The following is an 11,483-nucleotide window of genomic DNA, read 5'->3' on the forward strand; positions in this document are numbered from 1 at the left end:
GTTTTGGTGTCGGGCCTTCGCGGCGGCTCTCCTGGAACCAGTGCAGGGCGATCAGCACCAGCGTCGGCACGCCGAGCAGGGCGGTGATCAGGAAGAAACTGTGGTAACCGAACTTCTCCACCAGGACCCCGGAATAGCCGCCCATCAGGCGCGGCAACAGCAGCATGATCGAGCTGAGCAGCGCGTATTGCGTGGCCGAGAACTTCAGGTTGGTCAGGCTCGACAGATAGGCAACGAACGCCGATGTCGCCAGGCCCGAGCTGAAGTTGTCGAGGGAGATGGTCACCATCAGCATCTGCAAGTTCGGGCCCATGTCGGCGAGCATGACGAACAGCAGGTTGGTGGCTGCCGAGGCTGCGCCGCCGATGAACAGAATCGGCAGAATGCCGAAGCGCACGATCAGCAGGCCGCCCATGCCGGCGCCGACCAGCGTCATGATCAGGCCGAAGATCTTGCTGACACTGGCAATCTGGTCCTTGGTAAAACCCTGGTCGATGTAGAACACGTTGGCCATGACGCCCATCACCGTGTCCGACATTCGATAGGTGGCGATCAGACCGAGCAACAGCAGCGCCTGCCAGCGATAGCGCAGAATGAAGTCGTTGACTGGCGTCAGTACCGGTGCGAGGCCGCGACGACCCATGGTCGACAGGCACAGACCGGTGAGCAGCGTATAGAGAATGGCGCGCAGGAATGCGCGGTCTTCGAGCAGCAGGTCGAGCGGGCTCATGTCGCCGAACAGCACGCTGGCGAAATCCGTGTTGTAGAGCTGGGTGAACATCGCCGGTACCGAGACCAGCAACACAATCAGCACGAACACCGACATCAACTGGTGCATGAATGTATAGCGACCGGCCTGCAACTGTGTGCGCAGCGGCACCGGCGGCTCGCGCATGAGCAGCGTGGTCAGCAGGGCGGGAATCATTAGTGCGCCGAACAGCGCGTACGTGCCGGCCCAGGCCGAGTGCTTGTAATTGAACCCGGTAGACCCGAAGCCCTCAGCGAAGAACAAGGCGCCGGCGGTGGCCAGCAGCGCCGCTACGCGATACCCGGACATATAGCTGGCGGCGAGCGCAGCCTGGCGGTTGTCTTCGGCGATTTCCAGGCGATACGCGTCCACCGCGATGTCCTGGGTGGCGGAGGCGAAGGCAACGACAACGGCAATGGCGATCAGCCAGGACAGATGCTTCTGCGGATCACAGAAACCCATGCCGATCAGGCCGAGGATCACCAGCGCCTGTGAGAGCACCAGCCACGAACGGCGACGGCCAAGTTTGCCCAGCAAGGGCAGGCGCCATTGGTCGAGCAGCGGTGACCAGACCCACTTGAACGCGTAGGCCAGGCCGATCAGGCTGGCGTAGCCGATGGTTTCGCGGGCGACACCGGCTTCACGCAGCCAGACGGAAAGCGTAGAGAACACCAGCATGTACGGCAGGCCGGCGGCAAAACCGAGCAACAACAGCACGAGCGTCGAAGGACTGGCATAAGCGGCTAGCGCGGCGCGCCAGGTTTTACGGGGCATGGGCTGAAGTCTGCCTCAAGATTGCGGAAACAAAGCGCGCACTCTAACCGCTGTGCTCTACCGGACGCCAGCCATGGCGCTGAATATCCACACGATTGCTCCGGACGGTGATGCCTTCCAGGCGCAATCGGGCCCGTTGTTCATCGCCGGACGGGCTGCCCACCGGCAGGCTGATCCGACCGCCGGCGCCCAGCACACGGTGCCAGGGCAGCTTTGTATCGCCGGGCAACTGACTCAGGGTGCGGCCGACCCAGCGGGCGGCGCGCCCCAGCCCGGCCAGCTCTGCTAACTGACCATAGCTGACGACTTTGCCTTCGGGCACTTGGGCGAGCGTCGAGTAGAGCGCCGTGCGTCGGATTTGCGCATCGTTTTCAACGCTGGCGAGCGGGTCTGTCACGTACGCGGTTCCTGAGCATGAACAGTTTGATGGCTTTCAGAGTAATCGGTGATCGCGCAATTGAGAAATGAACTCATCGGAAATCGCCCGGTCAGTCCTTGTCAGGGTCTTATTCCTACGGATAATGCCGACCTTTTTCGCAAACTTGAGCCTCCGATTCGCTTATGTTTTCCAGATCCTTGCTGTGCCTTGCTGTTTTCAGCGCGTCCACGCCCTTGCTTGCCGACACCGTCTGGTTGAAGAACGGTGACAAGTTGAGCGGCACCATCACCGTGTTCGATGGCGGCAAGCTGTTGATCCAGACCAAATACGCCGGTGCGGTTACCATTGACTGGAAAGAGGTCAAGACCCTGGACAGCGATCAGCACCTGCTGGTCAAGCAGGATGCCTACACCGGTGAAGTATCCAAATCGTTGACGGCCGCCGAAGATGGCAAGGTCACCCTCGCCAATGGCGAGGCGCCGAAAACCGTCGAACTGGCGAGCATTCAGCAGATTCTCAAACCGAAACCGGTGGTCGAAGATCTGGTCTGGAAGGGCAACGTCGACCTGGCCCTGGATTATCAGCGCGCCGAGAAAGACACCGATGACTACGATGTCGGCTTCAAGACCACGGCACGTCATGGTCGCTGGCGCCACACCGCCGAAGGTGAATACAACCGCGAAGTACAGGACGACGAAACCACCACCAACAACTGGCGCGCTGAATACGCACTCGACCGCTTCCTGACTGATCAATGGTTCTGGCAGGGCCGTCTGAACTACAAGCGTGATCACGTCGAAGAGCTGGCACGTCAGCGCGTGGTTGGTACCGGTCCTGGCTACCAGTTCTGGGATGATGAGTTGGGCGCGTTCTCGCTCGGCTCGCTGCTCAACCGCACCGACTACGAATATCGCGATGGCAGCAAGGACAACTTCTATTCTGTCGCCATGAAGTGGGATTACAACCGTTACCTGATTGGCAAGAAGGTCGAGTTCTTCACTAACGGTGAGGTGGGCAAGCCGCTGTCGGGCGTCGCCGATTACGCGCTGGATGCTGAATTGGGGCTGCGCTACAAGGTCACTGATTGGGCCTCGCTCAACCTCAAGGCCGAGCGCGATATCATCAGCGGCACCAATGATGCGGACTTGAACAAGACTCGCTATACCGCCGGGTTTGGCGTGGCCTGGTAGGGCACAAGCAAAAGATCGCAGCCTTCGGCAGCTCCTACAGAGGATTGATGTGCATCCTGTAGGAGCTGCCGAAGGCTGCGATCTTTTTTTGCGCCCGGAAAACAGACGCCCACAAAAAAGCCCCGCTTTTAAGGGCGGGGCTCTTTTCTAAAGAAGCTACAAGTTAGATAACTTGTACTTCTTCAGCTTGCATGCCTTTCTGACCGCGGGTAGCGATGAAAGAAACCTGTTGGCCTTCTTTCAGGCTTTTGAAGCCGTCGGATTGGATAGCTTTGAAGTGAACGAACAGGTCGTCACCGGATTGTGGAGTGATGAAGCCGAAGCCTTTTTCATCGTTGAACCACTTAACGGTACCGGTTTGGCGATTAGACATGGTGTAACTCCTTGAACAAAGATAACTGCGACTCAGGAAGAACCCTGGCCGAGACTGAGTGCAAAGAGCAGGAAAAATTCTTGTAGATGGTTGGATCGAAATTCAACATATCGTGTAGAGATTCTCAGTGACACAAGCAACACAGTGACGCCACCTTAACCCAGTTTCCGAGAAGTGCCAATGCTTCTTGCGAAGGTTTCTCTGTTTTCGGGATCGGCGGTGTGACGGTTCGTCGCCAAAGCCCGTATTTCATGGGTGTTCGGCGAGAATTGCAGACCGCACTTTGAACCCGGCGGCGCGCCCGGTAAGATGCCGGACAGAATTTTTCCACCTCGCTATTCAGGACACCCCGCCATGAGCATCAAATCGGACAAGTGGATTCGCCGCATGGCGCAGGAACAGGGCATGATCGAGCCGTTCGTCGAGCGCCAGATGCGCGGCAGCGATGACAGCCGAGTGATCTCCTACGGTGTGTCGAGCTACGGCTACGACGTGCGCTGCACCAACCACTTCAAGGTGTTCACCAACATCAACTCGTCCATCGTCGACCCGAAAAACTTCGACCCGGGCAGCTTCGTCGACGTCCACAGCGACGTCTGCATCATTCCGCCGAACTCCTTCGCCCTGGCCAGCACCGTCGAATATTTCCGTATTCCACGCAATGTGCTGACCATCTGCCTGGGTAAAAGCACCTACGCGCGCTGCGGCATCATCGTTAACGTCACGCCGCTCGAGCCTGAGTGGGAAGGTCACGTGACGCTGGAATTCTCCAACACCACCAATCTGCCGGCGAAAATTTACGCCAACGAAGGCGTGGCGCAGATGCTCTTCCTTGAATCCGACGAGGAATGCGAAGTGTCCTACAAGGATCGCGGCGGCAAGTACCAGGGCCAGCGTGGCGTGACCTTGCCGCGCACCTGATCCGTCCATCCGACAGATCGCGGGAATTCTTTGGCGGGCAGACACTCTATGGGGTGTACTGCCCGTTTTTGCTTTCGGCAAAACGGGCCTTCGCCGAGGAGTACCCTATGAAGATCGATCCGCAAATCACTGCCGAACTGGCAAGGCTCGAGCCCAATCAGATTGGCGTATTGGCCTGGTCCTTGTTGGCGCATCCGCCTCTGAACATGGCCGGCGGAATTCCCGGACAGCCCGATCCCGATACCCCCAACGAACAACCGACCGAACCGGGCGAACCGACGCTTCCGGACGAGCCGCCACCGGCACCGGTTGCCTGATTTGCATTGAAAATGAATGGCCAGTCAGATGAGGTCTGCAGAGACTTCAACTGACTGGCCATATTTCGTTGTCACCGATGACGAAAATCCTGCAGCTATCTTCCTTGTCGACCGGATAGCCACCGGTAAACGCGCCAAAGGCCGGCAACAGGCTGATGCGTTCGCTGAGCCTGAAACACGCCAGACGCAAGCTTTGCCGGCCCTTGCCATGCAGCCGATAGACCGGATGCACATGACCGGCCAGTACGTGTCGTTCAGGGTGCGGGTCCGGTTCATGTTGCAGGGCGAATGGCCCGATCAGCAGCGGTTCGGGCACGACGCGGATGTTCAGCGACTCAGGCGGATCGCCCGCCCGTTTGTCGTGATTGCCACGGATCAGTGTCATCGGCAGCTCGGCGTGGCGCGCGCGCCATTGCGCCAGCGCGTTTAGCGTGCCCGATGCATGGGAGCCGGGGCCGTGGAGAAAATCGCCGAGGAAGATCAGTTGCCGACAGGGCAGTCTCGCCAGCAATCGATCAATCACCGCGATGTTGCTCGCCGTCGTGCCTTGCGGGACCGGTTGACCGAGGCTGCGGTAAGCGGCGGCTTTGCCGAAGTGCACATCGGCAATCAGCAAGGCCTGTTGTGCGGGCCAATACAGCGCCTTCTCCGGCAGCAACCAGAGGTCTTCGCCCGCGAGGCGCACCGGGTAAGGCGCGCTCATCGGGATTTGCCTGTGTCGGCGGATTTTTCCAGGTCACCGACCATGCGTCTGATGCGGTCGGCCAGTTTCTCTGAACTCATGCTTTCGCGCATGCGTTCCACCAGCAGTGGAAACCCCAGTGGTGTAGGACGCTTTATCTGATGGACGTCGAGTTTCATCCGGTTGATGTGCTCCAGTGTCTGTTCCAGACGTTGAATATCCAATTCTTCCCGTAAGACTTCTTCCCCGGCCTGGGCCAGCAACAGGTTGTCGGCGTCGTATTGTTTGAACACTTCGAAGAACAAGCCGCTGGAGGCCTGTACCTGCCGGGTACTTTTCGGCGCACCGGGGTAACCGGCGAAGACCAACCCGGCAATCCGCGCGATCTCGCGAAAACGGCGCAAGGCCAGTTCGCCTGCGTTCAGACTGGCCAGAACGTCCGCTAATAAATCATCGGCATTGAACAGATCTGCATTCAAATACTCGGCCCAGTCGATCGGCGTAGCGCTGAGCAATTCCAGACCGTAGTCATTCACCGCAATCGAGAATGTGACGGGCTGGCGCTGGCTGACACGCCACGCCAGCAGGCTCGCCAGCCCCAGATGCACCTGGCGCCCGGCAAACGGGTAGAGGAACAGGTGCCAGCCTTCGCGGGATTTCAGCACTTCGGCCAACAGGTTTTCGGCGGTGGGCAAGCCAGACCAGCGCATCTGCGTTTCCAGTAACGGCCGCAGTGCGTGCATTTCCGGGCCAACAAACTCACCCTGCGCCGCCGCACTGAAGCGCCTGACCACGGCTTCGGCCAATTCATTGGAAAGTGGCATCCGCCCACCATTCCAGCGCGGTACGGCGGCTTTTTTCGCGGTGCTGCGTTTGACGTAAGCGGTCATGTTTTCCACCCGCACCAACTCCAGCAAACGCCCGGCGAAGAGAAAACCGTCACCGGGTTTGAGCCGCGCGATAAAACCTTCCTCGACACTGCCCAACTGTTTGCCACCGCCGCCCTTGCTCCAGAATTTCAGATGGATGCTCGCGTCGCTGACGATGGTGCCGATGCTCATGCGATGGCGTCGGGCCAAGCGCGCATCCGGCACCCGCCAGACGCCGTGCTCGTCTGGTTCGACCCGGCGGTAATCCGGGTAGGCTGTCAGAGACATCCCACCATGGCGTACGAAAGCCAGCGCCCAGCGCCAATCGGCGGGTGTCAGGTCGCGATAGGCCCAGGCGCCGCGGACTTCTTCGTACAACTCATCGGGTAAAAATCCGCCACCGAGGGCCATGCTGACCAAATGCTGGACCAGCACATCCAGCGGTTTGTGCGGTGACTGGCGTGGCTCGATGCGCCGTTGTTCGACGGCATCACGGGCGGCGGCGGCTTCGATCAGTTCTAGGCTGTGAGTCGGCACCAGCGTCACCCGCGACGTGCGCCCCGGTGCATGGCCCGAGCGTCCGGCCCGTTGCATCAGGCGTGCGACGCCTTTGGCCGAGCCGATTTGCAGCACGCGCTCGACCGGCAGGAAATCCACGCCCAAATCCAGGCTCGAAGTGCAAACCACGGCTTTGAGGTGCCCGTCTTTCAAGGCCTGCTCGACCCAGTCACGGGTATCGCGAGACAGGGAGCTGTGATGCAAGGCGATCAACCCGGCCCAGTCGGGCCGTGCCTCCAGCAGTGCCTGATACCAGATTTCCGATTGCGCCCGGGTATTGGTGAAGACCAAGGTACTGGCGCAGGCATCCAGTTCAGCAACGACCTGCGGCAGCATCTTCAGACCGATGTGCCCGGCCCATGGAAAACGCTCGATGGCCGGTGGGAGGAGGGTGTCGACCTTCAGCGACTTTTCGCTTTGCCCCTGAATACTTATGCCGCCGCCCTGTGGGATCAGCACTTGCTCGGCGTGGGATTGGTTACCGAGGGTGGCCGACACTCCCCAGACAATCAGCTCGGGTTGCCAATGCCGCAGACGGGCCAGGGCCAATTGCAATTGCACGCCGCGCTTGTTGCCGAGCAATTCGTGCCATTCATCGACGACGATCATGCGCAGGCTCGACAGCGCCACCTGTGCATCGGCACGGGCGAGCAGCAGGGTCAGGCTTTCCGGGGTGGTGATCAGTGTGGTCGGCAGGCGCCGGCTCTGCCGGGCGCGCTCGCTGCTGCTGGTGTCGCCGGTGCGCAGGCCGATGCTCCACGGGATCTGCAGGCCATCGACCGGGGTTTGCAGGGCGCGCGCGGTGTCGGCGGCGAGGGCGCGCATGGGCGTTATCCACAAGACGGTCAGCGGTTCGGCCGGTGGTTTGCGTTTGCGTGGGCTTTCAACAACAGCGGCGGGTTTGGCAAAGCGATTGAGCGCGGCGAACCACACTGCATAGGTTTTACCGGCACCGGTGCTGGCGTGGAGCAAGCCGGATTCGCCGTTTTTGACCGCGGCCCACACCTGTTTCTGAAAGGCGAACGGCTTCCAGCCGCGGGCGCTGAACCAGATTTTTGCCAGGTCGGAGGATTTCGCCATGCGGGCTGCGCGCGCTCTGGAGGGGTTCTTCCAGAGACCACATCAGTGGGCGAAAGGTTTAATCAGGGTGACCGTGTAGGAGCTGCCGAAGGCTGCGATCTTTTGATCTTGATCTTGATCTTGATCTTGATCTCTACAAAACAAGATCAAAAGATCGCAGCCTTCGGCAGCTCCTACATGAGCCGCACCGCGGCGTTATTTCAGGTTGCCGCTGAGGAATTGCTTCAGGCGTTCGCTTTTCGGGTTGCCGAGTACATCCTCGGGCGCACCTTCTTCTTCCACCAGACCTTGGTGCAGGAACAACACCTGGCTGGAGACTTTGCGGGCGAAGCTCATCTCATGGGTCACCATGATCATGGTTCGGCCTTCTTCGGCGAGCCCCTGAATCACCTTCAGCACTTCGCCCACCAATTCCGGATCAAGCGCCGAAGTCGGTTCATCGAACAGCATCACCTCCGGCTCCATCGCCAGCGCCCGGGCAATCGCCACGCGCTGTTGCTGACCGCCGGAGAGAAATGCCGGGTATTGATCCGCGACCCGCGCCGGCAAGCCGACCTTGTCCAGATAACGCCGCGCACGGTCGTCGGCTTCCTGTTTGCTGCAACCCAGCACCCGGCGCGGGGCCATGGTGATGTTTTCCAGCACGGTCATGTGGCTCCACAGGTTGAAATGCTGGAACACCATCGCCAGGCGCGTGCGCAGGCGTTGCAGTTCATCGGCGTCGGCGACGTGCATGCCGTGGCGGTCGGTGACCATGCGTATCGCCTGGCCATCGAGGCTCATGGCGCCGTCGTTGGGTTGTTCGAGAAAGTTGATGCAGCGCAAAAAGGTGCTTTTGCCCGAGCCGCTGGCGCCGATCAGGCTGATCACGTCGCCTGTCTTGGCCTTGAGCGAAACGCCTTTGAGCACCTGATGGTCGCCATAGCTTTTGTGCAGGCCTTCAACGGTCAGTTTGTACATGGGACAGACATCCTCAAGGCGAAAGTAGGTAGCCGCTGCGATAGGCTTCAGCGCCCGCAACGTGGGCGATGACCATGCCGGCAGTGGCCATGCGTCGCAGCGAACGGGCGTACATCACGCCGGCGCTGGTGCAATGAACGGGGGTGACCCGATCGTGGATCGGGTCGATGACTTCAGCGATCTGTTGTCCGGCTTCGAGGTATTGCCCCGCCGTGGCGGTGTACACCAGCAGACCACCGACCGGGGTGGTCACCGGTTCCACACCGGCCAGCGGCGTGGCGGGGAACGGCAACGGCGGTTGCGGTTTGGTCTCGCCGACAATCGCATCGGACTGGATCAGGTAATCGATCAGCGCCTGGCAGTCGCGACTGGCCAGCGGATGGGTAACGTCACCCTGGCCGCGCAACTCGACGGTCACCGAGAAACTGCCCAGCGGAATCTCGAAGTGTTCGCCGAAGCGTTCCTTCAATTGCCACCACAGCAGGGTGAAGCATTCGTCGAACGACTGACCGCCGGAGTCGGTGGCCAGCAGGCTCGCCTGGGCTTCGATGTAGCGCGCCAGCGGTTCGACCTGCGGCCACGCTTCGGGCGTGGTGTAGAGGTGCACCACCGATTCGAAATCGCAATGCAGGTCGAGCACCATGTCAGCGTCGCAGGCCAGCCGTTGCAGGGTCAGACGCTGGGATTGCAGTTGCGTGCTGGCGGTCTGGCGGGCGAGGGCGTCGCGCAGGTGCATGCGGATCAGTTCGAGGTTGTGCTGCGGATCGTCGTTCAGCTTGCCCTCGATGGCGTTGCCGATTTCTTCGCTGAGGTCGACGAACCAGCGGTTGAAGTTCTGCCCGCTCTCCAGTTCGTAGCGGCCCAGCGGCACGTCCATCAGCACTTGTTCGAGGCCGACCGGATTGGCCACTGGCACCAGCACGATCTGGCTGCGCAGGCGCCCGGCGGCTTCCAGCTCCGTCAGACGCTGCTTGAGGTGCCAGGCCACGAGCATGCCGGGCAGTTCATCGGCGTGCAGCGAGGACTGGATGTAGACCTTGCCCTTGGCCTGCTCCGGGCCGAAGTGGAAGCTGTGGATCTGTCGTGCGGTCCCCGGCAGCGGGGCCAGCAAGTCATGAATCAGGTGGCGCATTTGCTGTGGTGTCCTAGTGAGTCGGGCCGAGGAAGGCCAGCCATCGGCGTTCGGCAAGGCGGAACAGGCCGACCAGCGCAAAGGTAATGGTCAGGTAGATCAGCGCGGCGATGCCGAACGACTGAAAGGTCAGGAAGGTCGCCGAGTTGGCGTCCCGGGCAACTTTCAGGATGTCGGGGATGGTCGCTGTGAAGGCCACGGTGGTCGAGTGCAGCATCAGGATCACTTCGTTGCTGTAATACGGCAACGAACGGCGCAGCGCCGAGGGCATGATCACGTAGGCATACAGCTTCCAGCCGGTCAGACCGTAGGCCTTGGCCGCTTCGACTTCGCCGTGGTTCATGCTGCGGATCGCCCCGGCGAAAATCTCCGTGGTGTAGGCGCAAGTGTTCAGGGCAAAGGCGAGGATCGTGCAGTTCATTGCATCGCGAAAGAAACTGTCGAGCAGCGGCTGCGCCCGCACGGCGGCGAGGCTGTAGATCCCGGTGTAGCAGATCAACAGCTGGATATACAACGGCGTGCCACGGAACAGGTAGGTGTAGAACTGCACCGGCCAGCGGATGTAGAAGTGCGGCGAAACCCGCGCGATCGACAGCGGAATCGACACCAGGAAACCAATGAAGATCGAGGCGCTGAGCAGCCACAGCGTCATCGCCAGCCCGGTGATGTTCTGGCCGTCGGTATAGAGGAAGGCGCGCCAGTATTCCTGCAGAAGTTCGATCATCGTACGGCCTCCCGGGCACCGGCGGCGTAGCGGCGTTCGAGCCAGCGCAGGATGACGTTCGAGGCACTGGTGATCAGCAGATAGATCAACGCGGCGAGAACCAGGAAGTAGAACAGTTGATAGGTGCTTTTACCGGCGTCCTGCGCGGCTTTGACCAGGTCGGCGAGGCCGATGATCGACACCAGCGCGGTGGCCTTGAGCATCACCATCCAGTTGTTGCCGATGCCCGGCAGGGCGAAACGCATCATTTGCGGGAATACCACGAAGCGAAAGCGCTGGCCGCGTTTGAGGCCATACGCGGTGGCGGCTTCGACCTGACCGCGCGGCACGGCGAGAATCGCGCCACGGAAGGTTTCGGTGAAATACGCGCCATAAATGAAGCCCAGGGTCAGCACCCCGGCGCTGAACGGGTCGATTTCGATGTATTCCCATTCCAGGTAATCGGTCAGAGACGTCAGCCAGGTTTGCAGGCTGTAGAAGATCAGCAGCATCAGCACCAGATCCGGCACCCCGCGAATCAGCGTGGTGTAGAGCTGCGCGGGCAGGCGCACCAGTTTGACTTTTGACAGCTTGGCACTGGCGCCGAGCAGGCCGAGCAACACGGCCACCAGCAGCGACAACGCCGACAATTTGATGGTCATCCAGGTGCCTTCCAACAGCAACGGGCCAAAACCCTTGAGGCTGAAGGCGGAGAGCCCCAGATTTTGTAAGAGGTTTTCGAACATAAATCAGCAACCTGAGCGGATGGAAAAGGCGCCCATCGAGGATGGGCGCCG

Annotated in this window: 12 protein-coding genes; 3 read left to right on the top strand and 9 right to left on the bottom strand. The window is 60.5% G+C overall.

The genetic code is table 11. From position 1 onward, the window contains the following. The coding region (locus M9827_RS02665) for an AmpG family muropeptide MFS transporter (RefSeq protein WP_250603219.1) at positions 1-1,522 on the bottom strand (1,522 nt) is incomplete at its 3' end. A 43-nt stretch (positions 1,523-1,565) separates the two neighbouring features. Continuing rightward, complete coding sequence (locus tag M9827_RS02670) at positions 1,566-1,919, bottom strand: MGMT family protein (RefSeq protein ID WP_250603221.1); 354 nt, start codon at positions 1,917-1,919, stop codon at positions 1,566-1,568. A 164-nt stretch (positions 1,920-2,083) separates the two neighbouring features. On the opposite strand from M9827_RS02670, the gene M9827_RS02675 reads away from it, so the two are divergent. After that, entirely contained in the window at positions 2,084-3,091 is a 1,008-nt protein-coding gene (locus M9827_RS02675; protein ID WP_250603223.1) for a DUF481 domain-containing protein, read from the top strand. Between the two features lie 163 nt (positions 3,092-3,254). On the opposite strand, the gene M9827_RS02680 is transcribed toward M9827_RS02675, so the two are convergent. Continuing rightward, positions 3,255-3,464, bottom strand: a complete 210-nt coding sequence (locus M9827_RS02680) for a cold-shock protein (protein ID WP_002554837.1) — start codon at positions 3,462-3,464, stop codon at positions 3,255-3,257. A 354-nt stretch (positions 3,465-3,818) separates the two neighbouring features. Here M9827_RS02680 and dcd point away from each other — a divergent pair, with 354 nt between their 5' ends. Together dcd and M9827_RS02690 are read left to right on the top strand one after the other, a co-directional pair. Further along, complete coding sequence (gene dcd / locus M9827_RS02685) at positions 3,819-4,385, top strand: dCTP deaminase (protein ID WP_093436360.1); 567 nt, start codon at positions 3,819-3,821, stop codon at positions 4,383-4,385. Between the two features lie 107 nt (positions 4,386-4,492). Further along, entirely contained in the window at positions 4,493-4,702 is a 210-nt protein-coding gene (locus M9827_RS02690) for a hypothetical protein (RefSeq protein ID WP_016986417.1), read from the top strand. A 46-nt stretch (positions 4,703-4,748) separates the two neighbouring features. Here M9827_RS02690 and pdeM read toward each other — a convergent pair whose 3' ends face one another. The 6 genes from pdeM to M9827_RS02720 all read right to left on the bottom strand — a co-directional run bounded on the left by pdeM (position 4,749) and on the right by M9827_RS02720 (position 11,432). Then, positions 4,749-5,405, bottom strand: coding sequence for a ligase-associated DNA damage response endonuclease PdeM (pdeM, locus tag M9827_RS02695; RefSeq protein WP_250603225.1), 657 nt, complete (start codon positions 5,403-5,405; stop codon positions 4,749-4,751). Then, positions 5,402-7,891 (bottom strand): ligase-associated DNA damage response DEXH box helicase, encoded by a 2,490-nt coding sequence (locus M9827_RS02700; protein ID WP_250603227.1) that lies wholly within the window; start codon positions 7,889-7,891, stop codon positions 5,402-5,404. Before M9827_RS02700 ends, pdeM begins: the two co-directional genes overlap by 4 nt. A gap of 195 nt (positions 7,892-8,086) precedes the next feature. Continuing rightward, positions 8,087-8,851 carry an ABC transporter ATP-binding protein gene (locus M9827_RS02705; protein ID WP_034154958.1) on the bottom strand — a complete coding sequence of 255 codons (765 nt, stop codon included), beginning with the start codon at positions 8,849-8,851 and terminating at the stop codon, positions 8,087-8,089. A gap of 13 nt (positions 8,852-8,864) precedes the next feature. Then, the gene (locus tag M9827_RS02710) at positions 8,865-9,983 is read right to left on the bottom strand and encodes a succinylglutamate desuccinylase/aspartoacylase family protein (RefSeq protein ID WP_250603229.1); all 1,119 of its coding nucleotides are present in this window, start codon (positions 9,981-9,983) and stop codon (positions 8,865-8,867) included. A gap of 13 nt (positions 9,984-9,996) precedes the next feature. Next, a complete protein-coding gene (locus tag M9827_RS02715; RefSeq protein WP_016986412.1) occupies positions 9,997-10,707 on the bottom strand; it encodes an ABC transporter permease in 711 nt (236 codons plus the stop codon). Beyond that, positions 10,704-11,432, bottom strand: a complete 729-nt coding sequence (locus tag M9827_RS02720) for an ABC transporter permease (RefSeq protein WP_250603231.1) — start codon at positions 11,430-11,432, stop codon at positions 10,704-10,706. The genes M9827_RS02715 and M9827_RS02720 overlap by 4 nt, the downstream gene beginning before the upstream one ends. Positions 11,433-11,483: the final 51 nt, after the last annotated feature.

Source organism: Pseudomonas sp. AKS31, assembly GCF_023634765.1.
Classification (GTDB): Bacteria; Pseudomonadota; Gammaproteobacteria; order Pseudomonadales; family Pseudomonadaceae; genus Aquipseudomonas.

Bases quoted from the DNA above. Each gene is read 5' to 3' on its own strand.
- M9827_RS02675 (WP_250603223.1), top strand. From the start codon at position 2,084: ATGTTTTCCAGATCCTTGCTGTGCCTTGCTGTTTTCAGCGCGTCCACG.
- M9827_RS02680 (WP_002554837.1), bottom strand. From the start codon at position 3,464: ATGTCTAATCGCCAAACCGGTACCGTTAAGTGGTTCAACGATGAAAAA.
- dcd (WP_093436360.1), top strand. From the start codon at position 3,819: ATGAGCATCAAATCGGACAAGTGGATTCGCCGCATGGCGCAGGAACAG.
- M9827_RS02690 (WP_016986417.1), top strand. From the start codon at position 4,493: ATGAAGATCGATCCGCAAATCACTGCCGAACTGGCAAGGCTCGAGCCC.
- pdeM (WP_250603225.1), bottom strand. From the start codon at position 5,405: ATGAGCGCGCCTTACCCGGTGCGCCTCGCGGGCGAAGACCTCTGGTTG.
- M9827_RS02700 (WP_250603227.1), bottom strand. From the start codon at position 7,891: ATGGCGAAATCCTCCGACCTGGCAAAAATCTGGTTCAGCGCCCGCGGC.
- M9827_RS02705 (WP_034154958.1), bottom strand. From the start codon at position 8,851: ATGTACAAACTGACCGTTGAAGGCCTGCACAAAAGCTATGGCGACCAT.
- M9827_RS02710 (WP_250603229.1), bottom strand. From the start codon at position 9,983: ATGCGCCACCTGATTCATGACTTGCTGGCCCCGCTGCCGGGGACCGCA.
- M9827_RS02715 (WP_016986412.1), bottom strand. From the start codon at position 10,707: ATGATCGAACTTCTGCAGGAATACTGGCGCGCCTTCCTCTATACCGAC.
- M9827_RS02720 (WP_250603231.1), bottom strand. From the start codon at position 11,432: ATGTTCGAAAACCTCTTACAAAATCTGGGGCTCTCCGCCTTCAGCCTC.